A 25,281-nucleotide genomic window follows, 5' to 3' on the forward strand; every position below is an offset into this window, starting at 1 on the left:
ATATTGGTACTTCGTCTGGCTTTTTATTACAAACTACACCTCTTTAGAGTTTAAATATTTTTTAAGTTTCCAAACAAAAAGGATATGCTTTATAGAAATTGAATATAACTTTTGAGAAAACAACATTCAGCTCATTATAAACTTAGATTTCTCATCTATTTTTTAGTGTCAACTTCCTAAAAAGTAACGCCTTCAATGGTTTTAAAATTTAAGATGGCTTTACTATCGGATAGTAATGATACGTAATGACAGACTGCTAATAGCCTATTGTAAAGAGATTCATTTGTGAAATCTATGGTTTTAGGTAGTCCTTTTAAAATAAGCTTATCATAGTTAGAAGCATTACCGTCAAAATTATTATTTACCGCTTTGGTATAAACACCTAGTAGCTTATTTATAATTTGGTATCCGGCAATTTCTTTATTTATAACCTCTTCAGATTGGTAAATTTTATCAATACTAATTTTTATAATATCATTTATTTGGGCTTCGTATTTACTTTTATCAAGCAATGCACAATCAAAAGTGCCATTTAAAATAGCATCTTCATATTGCATAAAAATGTTTGCTGCTTCATCTATTAAAGTTCCTATAGCCAGCGCTCTTAAATAGCCTATACGCTCTTGCTTGCTAGATAGCTTATAGTAGTTTTCGGGTTTTATGTTATTTCTAATAATTTTAGACATGTACTCTAAGGCAAATTCTTCTTCAATAAGCCCTAGGTTTATACCATCTTCAAAATCTATAATAGTGTAGCATATATCATCTGCGGCTTCTACTAAAAACGCTAACGGATGGCGTGCATAACTCATGTTAGTATTGCTTCGTTTTAGCAAACCTAAATCATCTGCTACACTTTGAAACAAGGCGGTTTCAGATTGAAAAAAACCATATTTTTTGTCGGCTATATGATTAGTTGGTTTTTTAGGCAACGATGTTTTAGGGTATTTCATAAAAGCTCCTAAAGTTGCATAACTAAGCCTTAGGTTGTTTTGGGTTATTATTTTAAAGCCGTTGGCATTACCTTCAAAATCACAAAGGTCTTGATATTCTTGGCTTGTTAAATGCGCCTTATAATGTTGCCCTTTACCTGTTTTAAAAAACTCGCCAATAGCTTTTTCTCCTGAATGGCCAAAAGGCGGATTTCCAATGTCATGAGCTAAAGCTGCAGCCGCCACAATAGCACCAAAATCATTTATTGTATAACCATGTACTTCTTTTAAATACGGGTATTTTTCTAAAATTTTTTGACCTACTTTACGCCCTAACGATCGGCCTACAACACTTACCTCTAAGCTGTGTGTTAGCCGTGTGTGCACAAAATCTGTTTGCGATAGTGGTATTACTTGTGTTTTATCTTGTAAGCTTCTAAACTCTTGCGAAAATATAATTCGGTCATAATCTACCTCAAAACCCACACGCGTTTGGTCTTGTTCTTTTCGTAAGCGTTTATAGGTATCGCCAAAGCGTTTTAAAGAAAGTAATTGTTCCCAGTTCATAGTTATTGGTTAAAGCTTTGGCAAGATAAAGAAATTAACGAAAAATAAAATCTTAAACTTCTTAACATTACGGTAACTTAAAAATGAAATAGCATTAACAATTAGGTAACATTGAAACGTGAGAAAAATAAGTTATTTGCATTTCAAAATTTAAGCAGTTAAAAATGAAACATTTAATAGCCTTATTCTTTATATTTTCATCAGCAGTTATGTGTGCTCAAAACACAGGTTTAATTGTTGGTAAAGTTTTAGATAAAGAACTGGATAACACACCATTGGCTTTTGCTAATGTTTCTATTAAAGGCACTAACTTAAATGTTACTTCAGATATTTCAGGCGCTTTTCTTTTTGAAAATTTAGAAAGCGGAAAATACACCTTAATTTGCAACTTTGCTGGTTACGAAACCAAAGAAATTCAAATTGAGGTGAATGAGCAATTTCCTGCTGAAGTTAAATTATCATTAGGCGCCTTTACTTTACCTCCTATTGAAACTGCATCAAACAACGGGTAACACTTATTTTTCAACTCTTGTTTTAACACTTAACAAGCACATATTTAAAACCAACAATTAAGGTAATTCCTAGCTTCACTTGTTCTCAGCTACATATTTTACCCGCGCACCAAAACAAAAAAGCTGCGTTAATTAATGTTAACAAATTGTTTCGTTTTAAAGCAAAACACCCTGTTTTTAGTAACACTAACATAACACTTTTATTACTGTTCTTTAATACCAAGGTAACACCGTATTTACATAGTGTAGCTTTCTTTGCGGCATCAAATTGAATAAAAAAATTATCTAAAATTTAAAACTCATGAAAAAAATAATTTTAACACTTTTAATTGCATCTACCTTAGTATTTACTGGATGTTTTAAAGATGATGACACACCTATTATTATTGAAGAAACTACAATAATAAACCAAGGTAATGGCGGTTCTAATGGCGCTGAAGTTGTTGTTAAAGCAGGTGGTATTGTACTTGATGAAACTTGGACTAACGACAAAATTTATGTATTAGACAGAAAAGTTGTAGTTGAATCTGGTGCAACTTTAACTATCGAAGCTGGTACTATCATTAAAGGTAGAGCTGGTACAGGATCTTTAGCTTCTGCTTTAATTGTTGCTAGAGGTGGTAAAATTAATGCAGTTGGTACTGCAAGTGCTCCAATTATTTTCACTTCAGAAAGTGATAACATTCAACCAGGTGAAACTGCTGGTACAAACTTATCTGCTGCAAACAGAGGTTTATGGGGTGGTTTATTAATTCTTGGTTACGCACCTTGTTCTTTAAAAGGTGATTTAGAAGAAACTCAAATTGAAGGTATTCCTGCTGATGATACATTTGGTCTTTACGGTGGTGATGACCTTAATGATGACTCTGGTGTTTTACAATACGTATCTATCCGTCATGGTGGTGCTTTAATTGGGGAAGGAAACGAAATTAACGGTTTAACTTTAGGTGGTGTTGGTGCTGGTACTACTCTAGATCATATTGAAGTTATTGCTAACGTTGATGATGGTATTGAGTTTTTTGGTGGAAATGTTGATGCCTCAAACTTATTAGTATGGGCTCAAGGTGATGACGCTTTAGATATTGACCAAGGTTACTCTGGTACTATTACAAACGCTGTTGTTGTTTTAGGTGATGTTTCTGACCACGGTTTAGAAATTGACGGTAGAGAAGGTTCTGAAGCTACTTTAAGCGCAGATTTTGATGGTAAATTTACAATAAACGACTTAACTTTAATTGGTAACGAAACTACTTCTGGTGGTGAGTATGCTGATTACAGAAGTAAAGCTACTGGTGCTACTAACAACGTATTTGCTAAAGGGTTTCCTGCTGGTAAAGATGTTGAGTTAGATAACAACGCTGTTGCTCAAAACTTTTTAGATGGTAACTTAACATTCTCTAACTGGGAAGTTGTTGGGTTTGACAACAGTATTTTTGTTGAAAAAGGTGGTTGTATAGCTAACTGTGATGATGATAACAAAGATAATGATGAGTTTGAAGACACTATTATCGAAAGCCCTGTTTTTACTGATAGAGCTGCAGATTGGACTACACAAGTTACTGACGGTGCTCAAACTGTTGGTGCTAACACAGCTGTTTTAAGCTGGACTTACGCTATTTCTACTGGCGGTGTAGCATTATAATCATAATCATTATTAAATAGAAAATTACTACTGCTCACTGTTTGTGGGCAGTAGTATATAAATCACATTTATGAAAAATATTCTAATAGTTCTTATTGTATTTGTAATAGGATCATTTAACGTTGCCAACGCACAATCTGGTATTTTAGCCGGTAATGTAATTGATGGCGATTATAACAATGAGCCTCTTGCATTTGCTAACATACTTGTTAAAGGAACTACTACAGGTACTACTTCAGATTTTGACGGTAAATATCAATTAGATCTTGAAGCTGGTACTTATACAATTCTTTTCTCTTTTGTGGGTTACGAAACTAAAGAAATTAGTGGTGTGGTTATTAAATCTGGGCAAGTAACAGATTTAGATGTAACCTTGGCATCAAACGCTTTAGATGAAATTGTAATTACTACAAGTGTTAAAAGAAACACTGAAAGTGCTGCTTTAGCACTTCAAAAAAAATCAGCCACACTTCTAGATGCTATGTCTGCACAAACCATTAAAGCTAGTGGTGCAGGTAACTTAGCAAGTGCTGTAAAAAGTGTACCTGGTGTATCTGTAGAAGGCGGAAAATACGTGTATGTTAGAGGTCTTGGAGACCGCTATACTAAATCTACTTTAAATGGTGTTGATATTCCTGGTTTAGATCCAGACAGAAACACCATTCAAATGGATATATTTCCAACTAATATTCTAGACAATATTGTTGTTGTTAAATCTGCAGCAGCCGAATATCCGGCAGACTTTACTGGTGGTGTTGTAGATATTATTACCAAAGATTTCCCAACTAAGTTTGAAGCATCAATATCTGTTGGCGCTGGTTTTAACCCAGACATGCATGGTAAAGATAATTTCTTAATTGGTTCTGGTAGCGACACCGATTTTTGGGGTTATGATGATGGTACAAGAGCTGTACCAATTCATAGATACCAAAACATACCTGGTACATTTGATAATAAACTTTTACTTAACTCTTTAACAAGCCGTTTTGATAGTGAGTTAAGAGCTCAAGAAGAAACAAGTAAACCTAACTTTGATTTTGGTTTTACCATAGGTGACCAATTTACTGTTGGAGACAATAAACTTGGTTACATGGCTTTATTTTCATACAAAAACAACACTACATTTTATGAAAACAGAGTTGATGGTGCTTATGCTTTTGATTTCTTAGACAAATCAAACAACGAATTACAAGCATCTAGATTATCAAATGGTAGAGAAGGTATTAACAACATACTTGTTAATGGTTTAGTTGGCTTAACGTTTAAAACACAACGTTCAAAATACAAAGTAAACGTACTACACATTCAAAATGGCGAGTCTACAGGTGGTTTTTATAACCAATCTATTGCAGGTGCTGTTGCTGGTTCTGGTTTTGAGCCAATTACCAAAGATGCTATTACGTATACAGAGCGTTCTGTAACTAATTTATTACTTAACGGAGACCACACATTTGGTGCTACCAACGATTGGAATTTTGAGTGGAAATTATCACCTACGTTTTCTAAAGTACATGATAAAGACCACAAAATTACACCTTTGCAGTTATTTGATGACGGAAGATATCAAATAACACCATCATTTGCTACGTTCCCAATTCGTATTTGGCGTTTCTTACAAGAAGAAAACTGGGCATCAAAATTTGATTTCAATAAAAAATATGAATTAGGCGGAAGACCTGCTAAACTTAAATTTGGTGGTGGCTACACTTACAAGTTTAGAGATTTTAGTATTGATGATTGGACATTCCAAAACAATGAACCAATTGCTGATGGTAATCCTAACAATTTCTTAGCACCAGAAAACTTATGGAATCGTGATAACGAAAATGGTACAGCTTTAATTTCAACAGATATTTTTAACGCTGGTGATGCTTATGAAGGTGAACAAAACATTGCGGCTACTTATATCTCTAATGAATTTAATATTTCTGAAAAATTAAAAACTATATTAGGTTTAAGAGCTGAAGTTTTCACGTCATACTACACTGGTAGAAACAATAGTTCTGGTGAAGATTTTTTACGTACTAAAATTATTGACGAGCATGACCTATTCCCTTCTGCTAACGTAATTTATGCTGTTACAGAACAGGCTAATATTAGAGGTTCTTATTACAGAACCACGGCACGTCCTTCTTTTAAAGAATCATCTTATTCTCAAATTTACGACCCAATTACCGATAGATTATTTATTGGTAACATAAATGTTGTACCAACATACGTTAACAACTTCGATTTAAGATTTGAACGTTTTGGTGAAGCAGGACAAATGTTTGCTGTTAGTGGTTTTTTCAAAAAGTTTAAAGATCCTATTGAAAAATCATTCTTTGCTAGTGCTGCAACACAGTTAACAGTTGCCAACTTAGGTGATGCCAACGTTTATGGTGCAGAATTAGAATTCAGACAAAACTTAGGTTTCATTACTGAAGGTTTATCAAACTTAAAGTTTAGTTTAAATGCTTCATACACAAAATCTGAATTAACAATGTCTGATGGAGAGTTTGAATCTAGAGTTGCAAATGCAAGAACAGGGCAAACTATTGATAGAGAAAGAGACATGCAAGGTCAAGCACCTTTTTTAATTAATACAAGCTTAAACTATACAAATGACGATTTAGGTTTACAATCTGGTTTATTCTTTAATATGCAAGGTGAAACACTAGAAGTTGTTGGTTTAGGTGGTGTGCCAGATGTGTACACAAAGCCTTTTGAAAGCTTAAACTTTACATTAAACAAATCTTTTGGAGAAAAGAAAAACTCTTCAATAGATCTTAAGGTAACTAATATTTTAGGTGCTGAAAAAGAAAGTGTTTTTGATGCTTATAATGCAGAAGACAAAATATTTTCTTTAAGACAACCCGGAACTGAATTTTCTCTAGGTTACACATTAAAATTTTAATAGCCTTAAATTTTAGATATAAAAAAGCTCCCAAATTGGGAGCTTTTTTTTTGAATAAAAATTATCTAAATTATAAGCTGTTATTACTGCTTACTTCAGTAATTTTAGCTATTTTAGAGTTCACGTAGTTTACTTCTTTAGCTACACCATTTGCCCAAAACGTCCATTTACCAACTTTTTTTCCGTTCTCATAATTTCCAACAGCAATTTTATTTCCATTGGCATCAAAGCTAGTCCAAGTTCCGTGTAATTTTCCTTCTTTATTAAATGTGCCTTTTTGCTGTACAGTTCCATCAGCATAAAAGTAGGTTGATTCAACTAAATCATTTTTTTGTTCATGTTTTACTGTAATGTTTTTATCTTGAGCATATACTGAAACTCCCATGAACAAAACGGCTAATATTAAAATGTATTTTTTCATAATATGTGGGGTTTTAATTAATTATTACATTACAAATATATATAATAATTTACACTCAAACAACAATTAATTAACATTAAGATAACATTAAACATGTAATGATTTGATTTTCAATTAGTTGAATTTTAAAAAACCAATTAACACAACTATAGAAGGTAAAACAACTAGCTAAACTATAAATTAATAAGATACATATAGAAAGAACATAACATTAACGTAACATTAGGTTTAATTAAAATATTGACATTTGCTCACAATATTTTACTTCTTTTTAATGGATAGTTTGTATACTTTTATGATAATTGCGCTTGCTGTTTTAGCAATTGCAGATTTGGTTGTGGGTGTAAGTAATGATGCCGTAAACTTCTTAAACTCAGCCATTGGCTCAAAAGCCGTTTCTTTTAAAACATTAATGATAGTTGCTAGTATAGGTGTTGCTTTTGGCGCGCTTTCATCTAGCGGCATGATGGAAATTGCACGTAAAGGTATATTTGTTCCTGGGCAATTTGTGTTTGATGAAATAATGATCATTTTTATGGCGGTTATGATAACCGACATATTGTTACTTGACTTTTTTAACACATTAGGTTTACCAACATCAACAACAGTTTCTATTGTTTTTGAATTGTTAGGTGCCTCAGTTTGTGTAGCTATTATTAAAATTACTGCCGATAAAAGTCTTACGCTTTTAGATTTGGGTAACTTTATAAATAATGAAAAAGCTATTGAAATTATACTGGGCATTTTGCTCTCGGTGGTAGTTGCTTTTTCCGTTGGTGCTGTTATACAATATGTGGCTCGTATTTTGTTATCATTCAATTTTGCGAAAAAACCTAAATACTATGGTGCTATTTTTAGCGGATTTGCTGTTACTTCTATAATGTATTTTATTCTTATAAAAGGTATTAAGAATGCCTCGTTTATGAATGATACTATTGTTAGCTTAATAAACAACAATACTGGTGCTGTTTTATTTATAGGTTTTGTTCTGTTTACATTAATCTCATTACTCTTAATACAGTTTTTTAAAGTTAACATATATAAAATTATTATTGTAATAGGCACGTTTGCTTTAGCTGTTGCCTTTGCTGGTAATGATTTGGTAAACTTTATTGGCCCTACTACTGGTGCATACCAAGCCTATTTAGACTTTGGAAACCCAGAAATAAACACACTTGGCTTATCTGCCACAGAATTTACCATGGAAAGCCTTGGCAAAAAAATATTTACACCAACATATATTTTATTAATAGCAGGATTAGTAATGGTTTTAACATTATGGTTTTCAAGCAAAGCCAAAGCGGTTGTAAAAACATCGGTTGATTTATCTCGTCAAGATAACGTTAAAGAACGTTTTGAACCTAACTTCTTGTCTAGAAATATAGTTAGAATGACCATTGCTGCTTCAGAAAGTGTAAATAGTTTACTTCCAGAATCGGCTAAAAACAAAATAGAAAAACAATTTAAAAAACCTGCATTATCTGCAGCAATAAAAAAAGAAGATTTACCAGCTTTTGATATGGTTAGAGCTGCCGTTAACCTAATGGTAGCAAGTGTACTTATATCAATGGCAACCTCATTAAAATTACCATTATCTACAACATACGTTACCTTTATGGTAGCAATGGGTACATCATTAGCAGATAGAGCTTGGGGTAGTGAAAGTGCTGTGTACAGGGTTGCAGGTGTACTTAACGTTATTGGTGGTTGGTTTTTAACCGCATTAAGTGCGTTTGTAGCAGCAGCTATTATGGCTGTAATTTTATACTATGGAAGAGGTTATGCTTTAGTAGCTTTAATTGCATTTGCTGTTTTTGTATTAATAAGAAACTATTTAAGCCACAGGAAACAATCTAAAATACAAAAAGCTGAAGATAGTCTTCAAAAAGCTGAAAGCAGCTCAATACAAGGCGTTATTGTTGAAAGCGCAAGCAACATTGCCACTGTTATAAAACGTGGTAATAGAATTTATACCAATGCTGTAAATGGGCTTGCAACACACAATTTAAAATCTTTAAAAAAGAATAAAAGTCAGGTTGAAAATTTAACTAACGAAATTGATGAGCTTAAAGATCATATTTTCTATTTTATTAAAAATTTAGATGAACCAAGTGTTAGCGCTAGTAACTTTTACTTAAATGTTTTAAGGCACTTACAAGACATGGCACAATCATTAACATACATATCAAACGCCAGTTACAAACACGTTAATAACAACCATAAAAAGCTAAAATTTAGCCAAATTAAAGAACTTAAAGAAATTGATGAAGTGTTTGAAAAACTATTTGCAAACACAAAAGAAGCCTTTAGTTCGGGTTCATTTAACAAAATAGGTGCTGTGTTAGCTAAAAAAGATAAAATGTTTAATTTGTTAACAGATAAAATTCAAAAACAAGTTGAACGAACCAGAACTGAAGAATCTAGCCCAAAAAACACCACATTATATTTTGGTATTTTACTAGAAACTAAAGATTTATTAACCGCTACAATGAGTTTACTTGAAGAATATTACAATGCACATGATGACTCTGTAGCACCAGCTAAAATTACTAAAAAAGACGAGGAAGAATAAACCATTTTTTTTAATATATTTTTTAAAAGCACCTAATAAGGTGCTTTTGTTTTTTGTACATTTAACTATGTTATATTAATAATTACACCATGAAATTTTATCTCTTACTTTTCAGTTGTTTATGTGCTTTAAACAACGCTATTTCACAACAAATAACAGCCACTGAATTACTCGAAAAAAGCATAGCCTTTCATGATCCACAAAACAAGTGGCCTACATTTAAAGGAAACTTTGTAATTACTATGGAAACACCCAATAAATCTCCAAGAGTTAGCGCTGTTTTAATAGATTTAGAAAAAGAATATTTTCAAGTTACCGCTACCAAAGATACCATTACAACACGCTTTACCATTGATAAAAACAACTGCTCTTTTGCTTTAAATAATTCTGAAAACATTTCAGAAGAAAACATGAAAAAGCACAACTTAAATTGTGAGCGTGCTACACTTTATAAAAACTATTACACATACTTGTACGGGTTACCCATGAAACTTAAAGACCCTGGTACCAACATTAATCCAACAGTAGAAAAAAAACAATTTAAAGGCAAAACCTATTTAGTACTTAAAGCTAATTATGACAAAACAGTTGGTACAGACGTTTGGCACTTTTATTTTAACCCTAAAACCTACGCCATGGAAGCTTATCAATTTTATAAAACCAATAATGATGGCACTGTAAAAAAAGACTCTGGAGAATACATACTACTAACAGACCTAAAAACAATAAACGGTGTAAAAATGCCCAAAAATAGAGCTTGGTATTACAATAAAAACAATAAACTTTTAGGCACAGATATTTTATACTAAACCATTGTTAAACAAGTATAAAATGCGCATTTACGTAAATTTTTATAACTGCTTTAAAACCTTCTTTTAAAAATTAAACATCTATATAAAGCTTAGCTTCGTACATAGTAGTAAACCTAAATTTATTATTATGAATAAAATTTTTGCGTTGCTACTTACAGCAACATTCACATTTTCATGTGTATCAAAGAAAAAATATGTTGCTTTACAGCAAGAAAACGGAGAAATAAAAAGTGAATTACTAAAAACAAGAGTTGCAAAAGAAGATTTAGAGGCTAAGTTTAGTAAAATTCAAGCACGTGTTGATGAATACAACACTAAAATTTCATCTTTAAAACAAGAAAACGATACTAAACTAGATGCTGTTGGCAATGTTGCTGTTATTTCTAATAGTACAAAAGAAAAAATGCGCGAAACTTTAAAAAATGTTGACGCCGCAAAACTTGCTAAAGCAAAAACACTTAAAGATTCTATGAATTTAGCGGTTGCTTATAATTTAGAAAAAACTATAAGTGAAAGCAACATGAATGATGACGAAGATTTTGCTGTAAACATCAATGAAACTGTTGTTATGATTTCTATTGCTGATAACATGTTATTTAACACCGGAAGTTACAGATTAAGCACCAAGGCTGATAACGTACTTAAAAAATTAGCCGATGTTATAAACTCTGAACCTAGTTTAGATGTTATGGTTGAAGGGCATACAGATGCTAGAACTATTAGCACAGAATTTTTAGCTGATAACTGGGATTTAAGTGTTATGAGAGCTACTTCAGTTGTTAGAAAACTTCAAGAAAAATATAACGTAGCACCAGAAAAACTTATTGCTGCAGGTAGAAGCAGCTACCAGCCTATTGCTGATAACGACACTAAAGACAACAGAGCAAAAAACAGACGTACAAAAATTATTATTTTACCCAATATTGATAAGTTTTTTGCGTTAATGAGTGAAAGCAATACAACTGTTGCAAACAACAATATAGAAGATTAATTAATCCATTATTTTCTAAAATCAAAAAGAGCATCTCATTTGAGATGCTCTTTTTAAATTTGGGGTTCCCCCTTTCGAGGGAACAACCCAGTTCTTAAGAACCGCACATTAAGCAATCATCGCCTTCGGCTTCTTTTGCCTGTGCAATAAGCGCTTTCATTTCTTCGGCAGTCATTGGTTCAACATCAACTTCTGTAGTATTTTGTTTAGCAAACTTAGCTGCATTTTGTGCTGCTAATTTTTCTTTTTTTGCCTTGTGTTGTTCTACCGCTACGTTATCAACTTCAACAGCTTCAGCTTTTGGCTGTTCTTTTTTAGTTGTTTGCAATGTAAACTTAATAGCATCAACAGCACTTTTAGTACGTAAATAGTACATACCTGTTTTTAAGCCGCTTTTCCATGCGTAAAAATGCATTGATGTAAGTTTTGCCATAGTAGCTCCTTCCATAAATAGGTTTAAAGATTGTGATTGATCAATGAAATATCCGCGTTGGCGAGACATATCAATAATATCTTTCATACTTAATTCCCAAACTGTTTTATAAAGGTCTTTTATATCTTGCGGTATAATATCAATACCTTGAATTGAACCGTTAGCTCTCATGATGTCTTGCTTAAGTGCTTCGTTCCAAAGGCCCAACTCAACTAAATCTTCTAATAAGTGCTTGTTAACTACAATAAACTCACCCGATAGTACTCTACGCGTGTATATGTTTGATGTGTAAGGCTCAAAACACTCATTATTTCCTAAAATTTGCGATGTTGATGCTGTTGGCATTGGCGCTACTAATAATGAGTTACGCACGCCGTTTTTAACAACATCTTTACGTAGTTTAGCCCAATCCCAACGGCCGCTTAAATCTTCATCTTTTAAGCCCCAAAGGTTATGCTGAAATTCGCCTTTACTAATTGGAGATCCTTCATAGGTTTGGTAAGCACCATCTGCCTTTGCTTCTTCCATACTGGCTGTAACGGCAGCAAAATAAAGCGTTTCAAAAATTTCTTGGTTTAATTTCTTAGCTTCATCACTAGTAAAAGGCATACGCAATTTTATAAACGTATCGGCCAAACCTTGTACACCTAAACCAATTGGACGGTGGCGCATGTTAGAGTTTTCAGCTTCTTTTACAGGGTAGTAATTTCTATCAATTACCTTGTTTAGGTTTTTAGTTACGCGTTTTGTTATACGGTATAGTTCTTTATGATCAAACTCACCGTTTTTAATAAACATTGGTAATGCAATAGATGCTAAATTACATACAGCAACCTCATCTGGCGATGTGTATTCTAAAATTTCTGTACATAGGTTTGATGAACGAATTGTACCTAAATTTTGCTGATTTGATTTTCGGTTAGCAGAATCTTTATAAAGCATGTACGGTGTACCTGTTTCAATTTGAGATTCTAATATTTTTTCCCAAAGCTCACGTGCTTTAATTTTTTTTCTTCCTTTTCCTTCAGCTTCATATTTTGCGTATAAAGCTTCAAATTCTTCACTATGGGTATCAGGTAGTCCTGGGCATTCATTTGGGCACATAAGCGTCCATTCAGCATCTTGCTCAACACGTTTCATGAATAAATCTGGTATCCACATAGCGTAGAACAAATCGCGTGCACGCATTTCTTCTTTACCATGATTTTTTTTCAAATCTAGAAAGTCAAAAATATCAGCATGCCAGGGCTCTAAATACACTGCAAAGCTTCCTTTACGTTTACCGCCACCTTGGTCTACATAACGTGCTGTATCATTAAACACACGTAACATTGGTACTATACCGTTACTTGTACCATTTGTACCGGCAATATAACTTCCTGTTGCACGTATGTTATGCATAGCTAAACCAATACCACCGGCAGATTGCGATATTTTAGCTGTTTGTTTTAGGGTGTCATATATTCCATCAATACTATCTTCTTTCATTGTTAACAAGAAGCAAGAAGACATTTGTGGTTTTGGCGTACCAGAGTTAAATAATGTTGGTGTTGCGTGGGTAAAGTATTTTTTTGACATTAACTCGTAAGTTTCAATAGCCGATTCAATATCATTTAAATGAATACCTACCGATACACGCATTAACATATGCTGTGGGCGTTCAGCAATTTTACCATTTAATTTTAAAAGGTATGAACGCTCTAATGTTTTAAACCCAAAGTAATCATAACCAAAATCTCTGTTGTAAATTATGGTAGAATCTAAACGCTCTTTATTTTCCATTATTACGTTATACACCTCATCAGATAACAAGGGGGCTTCTTTACCTGTTCTTGGGTTTACGTATGCATATAAATCTTGCATTACTTCACTAAATGTTTTTTTAGTGTTTTTGTGCAAGTTTGACACTGAAATTCTTGCTGCTAAACGAGCATAATCTGGGTGAGCAGTTGTCATTGTTGCAGCTATTTCAGCAGCTAAATTATCAAGCTCACTGGTAGTTACACCGTCATATAACCCTTCAATAACACGCATGGTAACCTTTAACGGATCTACCAACTCGTTTAAACCATAACATAATTTTCTCACCCTTGCGGTGATCTTGTCGAACATGACCTGTTCTTTTCTGCCGTCTCTTTTAATTACATACATACTGTTGTTTACTTTTAAGTTTTTTCACTCTGAATTGCTTCAGAATATGGATTAGTTAGTTATTCTAAAAATGCCTCTAGTGGTTAATTAGAGTAGTTTAGTTGGATAAAAAATAAATAATAGGCTTATTTTCCTATGTTGGAAAATAATAGGGTTCTTAAGAAAACTTAGAATTAGCTTTTACTGATTAAAAATCGGCATCAAAGCTAAATTTGTCTTTTTCTTCTTCTTTATTTAAAACACCTGCTTTTTGATATTCAGACACACGTTTTTCAAAGAAATTAGTTTTTCCTTGTAAAGAAATCATGTCCATAAAATCAAATGGGTTAGACGTGTTATATACTTTTTCACAACCTAATTCGTTTAAAAGTCTGTCTGTTACAAACTCTAAATATTGGGTCATTAAATTGGCGTTCATTCCAATTAAACTCACTGGTAAAGATTCAGTGATAAACTCGCGCTCAATATCTAAAGCGTCAACTAAAATTTCTTTAATTCTAGATTTAGGCACTTTATTAACTAAGTGGTGTTGGTGTAGGTGCACAGCAAAATCACAATGCACACCTTCATCTCTTGAAATTAATTCGTTTGAAAAGGTTAAACCTGGCATTAAACCACGTTTTTTTAACCAGAAGATAGAACAAAATGCGCCTGAAAAGAAAATACCTTCAACGGCTGCAAAGGCAATTAATCGTTCTGCAAAGCTTGGAGATTCTATCCATTTTAAAGCCCAATCTGCTTTCTTTTTAATTGCAGGAAAGTTTTCAATAGCTTTAAATAATATATCTTTTTCTTTTTCGTCTTTTACGTAAGTATCAATTAACAATGAGTAGGTTTCACTGTGAATGTTTTCCATCATAATTTGGAATCCGTAGAAAAATTTAGCTTCACTATATTGTACTTCATTCACAAAGTTTTCAGCTAAATTTTCATTAACAATACCATCACTAGCAGCAAAAAACGCTAAAATATGCTTAATAAAATAACGCTCATCATCAGTTAATTTTGTAGCCCAATCAGTTAAATCTTGGTGTAAATCTATTTCTTCTGCTGTCCAGAAACTAGCTTCCGATTTTTTATACCATTCCCAAATATCATGGTGTTGAATAGGAAAAATTACAAAACGATCTTTATTTTCTTGAAGAATAGGTTCTACTGCCTGGGACATAACTTTAAATGGATTATATATTAATTTTAATTGCTTTTTTACTCAGATTTAGAGTGTAACAAAGATGGTAAAATCATCAATATGTTTTAACATTTTTTTAGAAACCTTTTCAACAAGTTTTTAACAAATAAAAAAAGTGCTAATACTGAGAAGTTTACAAGAAAAAATAGCTACATATCTGTTTTTCAATATTTTAACTTTTTTTGAAATTAAAAAAGTTTACAAGAAAAAATAGTTTTTAAACACTAAAAGCCTTAAAAACAAAGGGTTTTATAAGAAATTTTAAAGGTTGTTTATTACTTGTTAAAAGTAACTTTAAAACTAATAATACGCACTAAACATTATATTACCTAAACATTAATTTAAAACATAAAATTATACGTAAAATTTAACCTCAAATTAAAAAAAACAGCACAAAACATTAATGCTGTAAAATTACCTTACAAGCTTTAAAAACTACAAACCAGCAACATGAAAACACGCGTTTTAAAAATTGTTTTTACAATTACATTAGCAACAACTTTAATAGCTTGTAATGATGATGACACACCAAGCCCGTACCAACTTCCAGAAATTTCAAACAAAGGCATTAAATTACCCTATTCGGTTTTAAAAACAACCAATAATAATGTTGAAGTTAGAAATGGCGGCTTTGGTTCTGCAGCTACAGCACACCCAACAAATCAAGGTGAATTTTATGCCCTAACTGATAGAGGCGCCAATATTAAATTTGGTAGCGATAAAATTTTCCCTACACCAAATTACACACCGCGCATAGGCCACTTTAAACTAAATACTGATGGTAGTATTGAAATGGTTAGAGAAATTTTATTTAAAAATCCTGCCGGAAACAACATAAGCGGAAGACCAAATCCGGAAGGCTATGGTGCTACAGGCGAAACTGCTTACGCAGAAGACCAAACAACCACACTTGATGATGATAAATATGGCTTAGATAGCGAAGGCTTAGTTGCCATGAAAGACGGTAGTTTTTGGGTATCGGATGAATATGGACCTCACATTGTTCATTTTGATGCTAACGGAAAACAAATAGAAAGACTAAGCCCTAAAGGAATTGCAGGTGAAACTGGAGATAGAAAATTACCCGCTGTTTTTAAAACACGTTGGGCAAACAGAGGTATGGAAGGCTTAGCCATTACACCTGATGAAAAAACATTGGTAGGCATTATGCAATCTACACTATACAACCCAAGTAAAGCTGAAGTAGCCGATTTTACCATTACTAGAATTGTAACTTTTGATATTGAAACTGGCACAACAAAACAATATTTACACAAACAAGAAAAGGCTAAAAACTCAAATTCTGAAATTGTTGCTTTAAGCAATACTGAGTTTTTAATTGTTGAAAGAGATGGCGCCTTTACCAAAGACACCGATAAAAATTTAGTACAAAAACATATTTATAAAATAGATATTTCAAACGCTACCGATGTATCAGACGCAGATGATACCTTAAACGGAAAACTAGTAAACGGAAAAACTATTGAACAATGTACTTGGACAGAGCTAGCCAATGCAGGTATTGTACCTGCCACTAAAACATTGGCCGTAGATTTAATTGCTGAATTAGGCGATTACCCACACGATAAATTAGAAGGCATTTGGTTAATAAACCCAACAACAATTGGCGTTATTAATGATGATGACTTTGCAGTTTGGACGGGCGACAATAGTGCCACCAACCAAAAATACATTTCAAAAACCGAAACCAGTGAAAACATTGACGGTAACACACTATACATTGTAAATTTTTAACACAAAAAAGTTTACAACACATTAGAAAACAAAAAAGCGGCTTCAAAAAAGCCGCTTTTTTTAATACTATATTTTAATTATTTTTTTTGTTAAAGCACCTCCGTTAGTTTGAAACTTTACAACATATTGACCAATTGGCAAACTTGAAACATCTATTGTTCTACCTGAAGTTTCACCAACCTTTTGCCCTAAACAATTGAATACTTTTATGTTGTAAATTTCAGAATTACCACTAATATTTATGATGCTTTTTGATGGATTGGGATAAAGCTTAACCTCTAAAAAACCTTCAACTTTAACATTTGAAAGCGTATTATCAACCAAACTTGTTAATTCACTTCCGTTACTATTACTTAAACCTTCAAACCAAAGTTTATTACTAAAATTTATAAGAGTCCCTAATTGTGCCTGTAAAATATCACTATTAACACCATTAATATCAGTTAAAATTTTGGTGCCAGACAATGTACCATTGGTTACCCAAAGCTGCTGATTATTAAAATAAAACAATGCATTATTATATTCTGTTGCATTTAAAAACTGAAATGAAACACCTGTATCATTAGGCGAAACTACTTCAACAGTACCTGACTCAGTACCATTTGTTACCCATAAACCATATGTACCATTAACATCATTATTAGCTATGAAATACAATTGATTATTAAATATTTTAAATTTTGGCATACTTAAACCACTACGCTCAACATTACTACCAGAAATTGTAGTATTAATGTTTTTTACTAAGCTTGATAATGCTCCATCGGTTTTATAAAGCTCTCTGCCTATAACATTATTATTTAGATCATCATAACCACGAGCCGTAAAGAACATTTCATTATTAAAAATTATAAAGTCATCAGGCGAACTTCCTAAACCTAATGAAGGATTAAGATTATTTGGAAAAATATCATGTTTTAATTGTGTACCAATTGAAGTACCATCTGATACCCAAATTTCATTACCTGAACCAACATCAGTTGCAGAAAAAAACAACTGATTATTAAAAACTATTAAATTAGATATGTTACTAAAACCATTTCTAACAATAACTGTTCCTGTTGTAGATCCATCGGTTTTCCAAAGTTCGTAGTCTCCAGATCTATTCACTACAAAATATAATTCATTATTAAAAACCACCCCTAGATATTCGCGTTCATTATTAGTTACATATACAGGAGCCCCAGTTTGAGTTGCTTCAAAATTCTTTACCGAAACTGTACCTGTTTCTGTCCCATCAGTTTTCCAAAGTTCTATTGACGAGTTTGTGCTTCCTCTAAAATAAAGTTCGCCATTAAATTCAACAAATAATTGCTTATCATTATTAGTGTTTTGGTCTAAACCATTAGAGCTTCCTGCTCTAATATCTTTTACTAACAATGTTCCTGCCTCGGTACCGTCTGTTTTATAAAGTTCAATACCTAAACCAGAAACCTGTGCCGTAAAAAATAATTGACCGTTAAAAACAGTAAAGGATTCAGGTGAATAACCAGCACCTGCATTTAAATTTGTAGCAACCTGCACTGTACCTGAAAGCGTTCCGTCTGTTTTATACAGTTTTTTAAACGATGGGGTAATTTCAGCAGCTTGAAAATACATAGCTCCATTGTATTGCGTTAAATATTTTGCTGAACCCCCATTACTGCCTGACCAAACATCTATCTGCTCAAAATCATACTGTGCATAGCCTAAATTACCTAATATTATTACTAGAAAAAGTACTTTTATTTTCATGTGTTGTTTATTTAAGTTTTTTATTTTCTTATTGATTGGTTTGCTTTGAATTTAATGACAACATCTACAGTTTCTTGCTTTTTTGAGCCATCATCCATGGTAAACTCAAATTGTACTGTATCTTGAAAACTGCCTGAAACAAGTCGTCTTTTTTTTACCACACCGTCTTTCCAAGGAGTTGTTTCTTTAATCAAGGTTTTATTACACCCAACAAAATCACTATCAACCCTTTTGTAAGGCATATTGTTTTTAACATCAATAAAATTAAGATGCCCACAGCCTTTTGTAAACATTTTAGCATCATGGCTACCTTTATCTGTATTCCCTAAAAGCGTTCTGTTAAAGTGATGTATTTGTAAACCGTTTTCGGTCACTAATTTTGAGGCATTAATATTACTATAGCCATCAAAAAATTCAACATTAATTTGACTTAAATAATTTCCTTTTTCAGGCTTAAAAAGGTGCGTACCCATAAAGCTACCTTTATTAAATGTAATTTCAACATATACATTTTTAGATTGTGAAAAAAAATCATTTTCAATACTAATCGAATTGAAAGACAATTTGTAGAAATCTGCATTTTTAACTAATAAAAAAAGACAAAAAGCAGTGTAAACGAGCAATGATTTCATAATTTTAATTTTTGGTTACACGCCCTTTATGTACAAGTTTTTAAAAAGTAAACATTAATTTTTTATTTTTTTATGTTTACCATTAAAGTGGAATTACATTAACATGACAGACAACGCTATTTTAGAAGGCTTAAAAACAGGCGATAATGCTTATTTAAAACACTTGTATTTAGAACACAAAGCCGCCTTTTTAAACTTTACTAAAAACTATGGAATAGCTAAAAACAATGCTTTAGATATCTATCAAGACGCTATTTTAGCGCTTAGTGAAAACATTGCTACAGGCAAACTAACAAGCTTAAACAGCTCATTAAAAACATACCTTTTTAGCATTGGAAAATATATGGTTTTTGATTATTTAAGAGCCAAAAACAAATTAAGACATATTGATGACAACCATTTTAATTCACTGGCGTTAAAAATAGATTTTGATTTTGACGTTTTATTTAAAAAAGAAAGTAACCAAACTGAAAAAAAACTTGAATTAGCCTTTAATAAGTTAGGCATTAAATGCAAGACTATTCTAAAATTATTTTATTACCAGAATTACAATGCTGAAGAAATTGTTGAATTGTTAGAGTACAAATCTAAAGACGTTGTAAAATCGCAAAAATATAGATGTTTAAAACACTTAAAAGAAATTTTTGAAAATGAACGATAGATTATTACAAAAAGTAATCGCTAAATCTGAATACAAAAAAGGCAAAACTTTTTTACAAAATTTAGAACAACGCAACCAGAAAAATAAAACATACCTGTTATGGGCAGCTTGTTTGGCTGTGCTAATTAGCTTAACATTTGGTATTACCTCTTTTTTTTATAAACAAGATACCACACAAACACTTTTTGCTAAACACTTTAAACCTTATGAAAATGTTATAGCACCTATTTCACGAAATAAAAACACACAAAATACCCAAGAGCGCGCTTTTTACTATTATGAAACCAAACAATATAATAATGCTTTAGTAACTTTTGATTCGTTAATTACCACAAACCCAAATAACAAAACTATTTACAATTTTTACAAAGCAAATATTTTCCTACAACAAAATACTAATACTGAAAAGGCTATTAAAATTTTAAAACATAATAGCGAGAGTAGTAATTACTGGAAAGACAAAAACCTATGGTTTTTAGCGCTAGCGTATCTAAAAAACAATAACAAAGATTTGGCAATAAAAACACTTGAAAAGGTAAACACAAATTTTAAAAAGAAACAACGATTAAAACTACTTAAAACGCTTAAGTAAACCTATAATAAATACAAAACCCAACAAAACCAAGGCAACCATACAATAGTTTTGTTTATCTTCAACCAACATAGCATTTGTACTACCTGACAATACAAAACCAGCCCAATAATATGGTTTTGATAAATCAGCATCCTCAACACCTTTCAAATAAGATATTTTAGCTTTTTGTAGCGCTTCTGCTTTTGTTTGTCCTTTTTTTAAATTAGAATAAAAATTTGAAACTATTTTTTTTGTTGCGTCATCTGGCACGTTCCAAAAACTTGATATAACTGACGGTACACCAGCCATAAAAAAAGCACGCTGAATAGATGCAGCACCATTTACACCATTGTTTAAACTAACCCCTGTGTTGCACGCACCCAAAAAAGCTAAATTTGCTTGTAGTTTATACGCATACAACTCTTCTAAATGTAAATTATTTACTGTATTAGCTTCATCAAACATAAAATAGCTAAGCTCAGAATTTACCTCATTAATTTTCACATGCATTGCAAGATGCAAAATACTAGCTTGTTTAGCTTTATCAAACAATTCGTTTTTTGTTAATTTTTTGATATCAATAAACGCATTTGGAAACATATTAGAAAGCATTTCTTTTTCATATTTCGCACCATTTAATGTGTTCCCTTTTGAATAATTAGGCGCACAAACAACTACTTTTTTTAACGTTGTACTTTTTGATGCCTGCTCTAAAAACACTAGGTGCGATGCGTAACTAACAACCTTATTATTAACCAAATATTCACCTTCATCAACCAAAGTTTCAAACGGGAAATTATTTAAAACCCCATCAGGCAACACAATTAAACTTGTATAAGCATTGCTATTAGTAGGTTTTAATAGTTGCCATAAATTTTCTGCCAAAGGCTTATTTTCACCCCTATTTTTTAGGGTTTTTAAATAAGATACTACTTTTTTATTAGCTACACTATCAAACACTTTATATGTTACTTTAACAGATTGCTTTGTGATTTCAAAGGCGCACAAAGTGGTATCTACTATTTTGTACTTTAAAACAAGTGTTTTATCTGGTATTTCATTTTTAAAATTATTTATATCAAATGCATCATAAGCATATTTATATATGTTTGGATATTTATTTTTAAGCTGCGTGTTGTGCTTTTCAATTTTAAATTTTAATTCAGCAACATTTAAAGAGTCGTTATTTTTAATTGCTCCTACTAATTGTTTTCTCAAATGTATATCTTCATTAAAAACATGCTGCTCTAAACCGTATTTAGTAAATGCTTGGTTTTGAATGTAACGCTTCCAAACAAGTCTGTTTTCAGTAGTTTCTATAATTTGTAAAAGCTCTGCATTACTAATATTACCATAGCCTTGACTTTTTAATTTTAAAACACCAGCTATGGCTTTGTCGTAATATTCTTTTAAAGATTTACTAAACCATTCACCTTCATAACTAGCAATTAATTGTTTTAAACTTAAATGATAGCAATATGCCATTTCATTTAAAACCCTATGATCATTTGGGTAAGCTTTCACAAAAGTATCGGCCAATTCTGCTAATAAATCAGAATGACTAACAACTGTACTAGGTTTAAAATTTGAATAATCTGCACGTAATTTTGTTTTTGAAGCATGAATAAAATTTACAACATTTTTATAAGCATTTATTGCCTTTGCTTTGTTTTTGGCCCTTAAATAAATAAAGGCTTCTTGAGCTTTAAAAAAAGGCATTCTAGCATCATTTTCACTTACTATTTGCTGAATTTCATTATTAACAAGAAGCGCTTTTTTATATGCTTTACTATACATATAATACTTTGCTTTGTTAAATAAAATTTGAGTATAATTACCTGAGTAAGCTTTTTTATCTAAATACAGTAAACCTTTATTTAAGTATGCAATTCCTTGGTTTAAATAAGCATTATAAACTGTAGTATTTGGCTCTTTTTTTTCTAAATAAAAATCGCCTACATAATTATACGCAACTGCTAACATTAAGTTTTCAGTGGCATTAAATACCCGCTTGTTTTTAAGTGTTTGAAGTTTGTTTATATGTTTTAGTAATTTTACTTGGTTGCCACTGTAAGCAAATAACCTAATGTATTTATGATGGAACAATACAAGTTTTGAAGCATTAGCTACGTTTGTTTTAAAATTACCTTTGTTATTTTGATATAAATTAAATCCTTTATCTAAATAAAATTCTGCCTCATCATAAAATCCTAGTGTGGTAGCTTCACCAGCTAAATCTGCATATACTGACAATAAATAATCATAATCAGGGTTTGATAATGCACTTAAAACTACCTCGGCTTGCTTTACCGTTTTATATGATTGTGTGTAATTTTGTATTTCGTATTCAGCAAAAGCTCTATCATAAAGCGCTCTTCCTTTTTGGTTAAGACCCTCAGGGTTTTTTGGTGAAAAGATTATTGACTTATTATAAAAAGCAATAGCAGTGGTGTAGTTTGCTTTTTCGTAATAACTATTTGCTATGTTGTGAAATACTTCTGACGCTACTAAGCTATCATTTTCATTGATAAACTTTAAGCTTTTCCAACTATAATTCTTAGATATATTAACAACAGAGTCATATTGTTTTTCAATGTAAAAATCTTCAATTTTTAATTTTAGATTTGAAATTTCAGACTGACCGCCAATTAAATTACATAAACCTAAAAAAATAAATAAGAGTTTATTGGCAGTCAATTTTCAGAGGTTTTTTAAAATTAAGATCCTTCTTTAGCTATCTTCTCTAACTCCATATACCAATCTTCACCAAACTTTCTAATGAGCGCTTCTTTAACAAATTTATAAACTGGCACCCCTAATTCTTCACCCAATTCACAAGCATCATCACATATTTGCCACTTATGGTAATTAACCGCAGAAAACTCGGTGTAATCTGTAACCCTAATAGGGTATAAATGACAAGATACAGGTTTTTTCCAGCTAACTTCACCTTGGTTATAAGCTTCTTCAATAGCACAAAGTGCCGTGTTATTTTCATCAAAAATCACGTAAGCACAGTCTGCATTATCAATTAATGGTGTTTCCAACTCACCATCTTCAGTAGTTATAAAAGTACCTTGGCGCTCAATAGCCTCAATACCTTCTTTACGTAGAAAGGGCTTTACTTTTGGGTAAATATCCTCAAGTATTTTGGTTTCGGCCTCATCAAGCGGTGCACCTGCATCACCATCAATACAACATGCGCCTTTGCATGCACTTAAATTACATACAAATTCTTTTTTTAACACGTCTTCTGATACTATTGTTTTTCCTAATTGAAACATGCCTGCAAAAATAGAAAACTTTAAATTTAATTTAACACCTAAATGTTGTATTAAATACCGACATTTGCAAAAAATTTAATAAATACAGCATGCAATTAATATTTAAAGAAATTATTACTGCATTTATGGTTTTATTTGCAGTAATTGATATTGTAGGCAACATACCTATTATAATAGATTTACGCAAAAAAGTGGGGCATATTCAAAGTGAAAAAGCGTCAATTATTGCAGGGGCTATTATGATTGTTTTTTTGTTTTTGGGTAAAAGTATTTTAAACCTCATTGGTATTGATGTTAACTCTTTTGCCATTGCTGGTGCTTTTATTTTATTTTTTATTGCCTTAGAAATGATTTTAGGCATAACACTTTACAAAGAAGAAGACAATAATGTAATGACTGCTTCAATTTTTCCGTTAGCATTCCCTTTAATTGCTGGCCCTGGTAGCTTAACTACCTTACTATCATTACGAGCAGAATTTAGAGTTGAAAACATTATAATTGCCATTATACTTAACGTTATTGTTATTTTTGTAGTTTTAAAAACCTCAAAAAAAATTGAACGCTTTTTAGGGCAAAACGGTATTAATATTATTAGAAAAGTTTTTGGTGTAGTTTTACTTGCTATTGCTGTGAAACTTTTTGCAGTAAACATTAAAATTCTATTTAATATATAAATGAAAATAGCAACCTTAATAATTATAGTTTTAGCTAGTGCTATGACTATTTTTAACTTCACAAAAATAAATTTTAATGCGCCTTTTACTGGAGATAGTATGGTGGCTATAATTACTATAGTTGCTGGTTTATGCGCTATAGCATTAATGCTTATATTAAGAATTTCAAAAAAAATAGAAAAATTAAGCAAAAAGAAATAAAACCCAAACACTAAATTAATTTTACAATAGCATTTGGGTTTTACGTTATATTTTTAACACTAAAGTTCTGTATAAGAAACGTTAAATGCGCCCTCAGTAAACACATAGCTGTTGCCTGAACCTTGCGCTACTGGCTCTGTTGTAAAACTAAATATTCCGCTAACCCTTTTAGCATCAGCATCGTGCGATGTTATTGTTACTAAACCTCCAGATTTTGCCATACTTACATCATTTTCACTAGCATCATAACCAGCAATAAACTCAAGATTTTCTACCGTGTAAGTGCTACCAGCTGTAGCTGTTAGCGGAAAATTTAAGGTAACTTCTTTTCCTTTACCATCACTTCCAGATATTGTAAGCGTGGTGTTAAAAGTTGTTACAAAACCAGTAGCAAATTCTGCATTAAACTCTTCACCGTTAATTTTTGCAAAAAAGGTATCATTGCTACTTGGTTTGTTAGAGTCATCCCCACTACAAGAAGGTATAATCATAAAACATGATAAAATTAAAATTACTTTAAACATTTTCATTTGTTTGTGTTTAGGTTATTAATAAATATTTTTCTTATTAATGATGCTTTTTAAAAAAGGTTAACATTCAATTAGAAAAAAATTACCATACTAAATGTTTTTACTAAATTTGAGTTTA

20 protein-coding genes are annotated in these 25,281 nt (G+C 31.7%); 11 read left to right on the plus strand and 9 right to left on the minus strand.

What is annotated here, in order from left to right:
- Positions 1–176: 176 nt before the first annotated feature.
- Entirely contained in the window at positions 177–1,499 is a 1,323-nt protein-coding gene (gene dgt, locus FUA26_RS02770) for a dGTP triphosphohydrolase (RefSeq protein WP_147131266.1), read from the minus strand.
- Positions 1,500–1,663: 164 nt separating this feature from the next.
- Between dgt and FUA26_RS02775 the strand changes: the two genes are divergently transcribed.
- The 3 genes from FUA26_RS02775 (at position 1,664) to FUA26_RS02785 (ending at position 6,549) form a co-directional block, all read left to right on the plus strand.
- Positions 1,664–2,011 (plus strand): carboxypeptidase-like regulatory domain-containing protein, encoded by a 348-nt coding sequence (locus FUA26_RS02775; protein ID WP_147131269.1) that lies wholly within the window; start codon positions 1,664–1,666, stop codon positions 2,009–2,011.
- A gap of 301 nt (positions 2,012–2,312) precedes the next feature.
- Positions 2,313–3,653, plus strand: a complete 1,341-nt coding sequence (locus tag FUA26_RS02780; RefSeq protein ID WP_147131271.1) for a hypothetical protein — start codon at positions 2,313–2,315, stop codon at positions 3,651–3,653.
- A gap of 70 nt (positions 3,654–3,723) precedes the next feature.
- Complete coding sequence (locus tag FUA26_RS02785; RefSeq protein ID WP_147131274.1) at positions 3,724–6,549, plus strand: TonB-dependent receptor; 2,826 nt, start codon at positions 3,724–3,726, stop codon at positions 6,547–6,549.
- 70 nt (positions 6,550–6,619) lie between these two features.
- Here the strand turns inward: FUA26_RS02785 and FUA26_RS02790 are convergent, their stop codons facing one another.
- Entirely contained in the window at positions 6,620–6,970 is a 351-nt protein-coding gene (locus tag FUA26_RS02790) for a toxin-antitoxin system YwqK family antitoxin (RefSeq protein ID WP_147131277.1), read from the minus strand.
- A 274-nt stretch (positions 6,971–7,244) separates the two neighbouring features.
- Here FUA26_RS02790 and FUA26_RS02795 point away from each other — a divergent pair, with 274 nt between their 5' ends.
- From FUA26_RS02795 to FUA26_RS02805, 3 genes are all read left to right on the plus strand, one after another.
- The gene (locus tag FUA26_RS02795; RefSeq protein ID WP_147132603.1) at positions 7,245–9,542 is read left to right on the plus strand and encodes an inorganic phosphate transporter; all 2,298 of its coding nucleotides are present in this window, start codon (positions 7,245–7,247) and stop codon (positions 9,540–9,542) included.
- An 89-nt stretch (positions 9,543–9,631) separates the two neighbouring features.
- Positions 9,632–10,351: a DUF6503 family protein gene (locus tag FUA26_RS02800; RefSeq protein WP_147131279.1), complete on the plus strand. Its 720-nt coding sequence runs from the start codon at positions 9,632–9,634 to the stop codon at positions 10,349–10,351.
- A gap of 130 nt (positions 10,352–10,481) precedes the next feature.
- Positions 10,482–11,345 carry an OmpA/MotB family protein gene (locus tag FUA26_RS02805; RefSeq protein ID WP_147131282.1) on the plus strand — a complete coding sequence of 288 codons (864 nt, stop codon included), beginning with the start codon at positions 10,482–10,484 and terminating at the stop codon, positions 11,343–11,345.
- Between the two features lie 94 nt (positions 11,346–11,439).
- Here FUA26_RS02805 and FUA26_RS02810 read toward each other — a convergent pair whose 3' ends face one another.
- On the minus strand, positions 11,440–13,929 hold the full coding sequence (locus FUA26_RS02810; RefSeq protein ID WP_147131285.1) for a ribonucleoside-diphosphate reductase subunit alpha: 2,490 nt from the start codon (positions 13,927–13,929) through the stop codon (positions 11,440–11,442).
- Between the two features lie 187 nt (positions 13,930–14,116).
- Entirely contained in the window at positions 14,117–15,097 is a 981-nt protein-coding gene (locus FUA26_RS02815; RefSeq protein WP_147131288.1) for a ribonucleotide-diphosphate reductase subunit beta, read from the minus strand.
- A 471-nt stretch (positions 15,098–15,568) separates the two neighbouring features.
- Here FUA26_RS02815 and FUA26_RS02820 point away from each other — a divergent pair, with 471 nt between their 5' ends.
- A complete protein-coding gene (locus FUA26_RS02820; protein WP_147131291.1) occupies positions 15,569–16,873 on the plus strand; it encodes an esterase-like activity of phytase family protein in 1,305 nt (434 codons plus the stop codon).
- 66 nt (positions 16,874–16,939) lie between these two features.
- Here the strand turns inward: FUA26_RS02820 and FUA26_RS02825 are convergent, their stop codons facing one another.
- Positions 16,940–18,607, minus strand: coding sequence for a T9SS type A sorting domain-containing protein (locus FUA26_RS02825; RefSeq protein WP_147131294.1), 1,668 nt, complete (start codon positions 18,605–18,607; stop codon positions 16,940–16,942).
- 20 nt (positions 18,608–18,627) lie between these two features.
- Complete coding sequence (locus tag FUA26_RS02830; RefSeq protein ID WP_147131297.1) at positions 18,628–19,239, minus strand: hypothetical protein; 612 nt, start codon at positions 19,237–19,239, stop codon at positions 18,628–18,630.
- 103 nt (positions 19,240–19,342) lie between these two features.
- Here FUA26_RS02830 and FUA26_RS02835 point away from each other — a divergent pair, with 103 nt between their 5' ends.
- Together FUA26_RS02835 and FUA26_RS02840 are read left to right on the plus strand one after the other, a co-directional pair.
- The gene (locus FUA26_RS02835) at positions 19,343–19,900 is read left to right on the plus strand and encodes an RNA polymerase sigma factor (RefSeq protein ID WP_147131300.1); all 558 of its coding nucleotides are present in this window, start codon (positions 19,343–19,345) and stop codon (positions 19,898–19,900) included.
- Positions 19,890–20,492 (plus strand): tetratricopeptide repeat protein, encoded by a 603-nt coding sequence (locus FUA26_RS02840; RefSeq protein WP_147131302.1) that lies wholly within the window; start codon positions 19,890–19,892, stop codon positions 20,490–20,492. Before FUA26_RS02835 ends, FUA26_RS02840 begins: the two co-directional genes overlap by 11 nt.
- On the opposite strand, the gene FUA26_RS02845 is transcribed toward FUA26_RS02840, so the two are convergent.
- Both FUA26_RS02845 and FUA26_RS02850 read right to left on the minus strand, forming a co-directional pair.
- Positions 20,472–23,171, minus strand: coding sequence for a CHAT domain-containing protein (locus FUA26_RS02845; protein ID WP_147131305.1), 2,700 nt, complete (start codon positions 23,169–23,171; stop codon positions 20,472–20,474). The genes FUA26_RS02840 and FUA26_RS02845 overlap by 21 nt on opposite strands.
- A gap of 20 nt (positions 23,172–23,191) precedes the next feature.
- Positions 23,192–23,758, minus strand: a complete 567-nt coding sequence (locus tag FUA26_RS02850; protein WP_147131307.1) for a DUF3109 family protein — start codon at positions 23,756–23,758, stop codon at positions 23,192–23,194.
- 89 nt (positions 23,759–23,847) lie between these two features.
- Here FUA26_RS02850 and FUA26_RS02855 point away from each other — a divergent pair, with 89 nt between their 5' ends.
- Together FUA26_RS02855 and FUA26_RS02860 are read left to right on the plus strand one after the other, a co-directional pair.
- Complete coding sequence (locus FUA26_RS02855) at positions 23,848–24,432, plus strand: MarC family protein (RefSeq protein WP_147131310.1); 585 nt, start codon at positions 23,848–23,850, stop codon at positions 24,430–24,432.
- Positions 24,433–24,633 carry a hypothetical protein gene (locus FUA26_RS02860; RefSeq protein ID WP_147131313.1) on the plus strand — a complete coding sequence of 67 codons (201 nt, stop codon included), beginning with the start codon at positions 24,433–24,435 and terminating at the stop codon, positions 24,631–24,633.
- Between the two features lie 59 nt (positions 24,634–24,692).
- Here the strand turns inward: FUA26_RS02860 and FUA26_RS02865 are convergent, their stop codons facing one another.
- On the minus strand, positions 24,693–25,157 hold the full coding sequence (locus tag FUA26_RS02865; RefSeq protein ID WP_186826841.1) for a hypothetical protein: 465 nt from the start codon (positions 25,155–25,157) through the stop codon (positions 24,693–24,695).
- Positions 25,158–25,281 lie beyond the last annotated feature (124 nt).

The organism is Seonamhaeicola algicola (assembly GCF_007997385.1).
GTDB classification, from domain to species: Bacteria; Bacteroidota; Bacteroidia; order Flavobacteriales; family Flavobacteriaceae; genus Seonamhaeicola; species Seonamhaeicola algicola.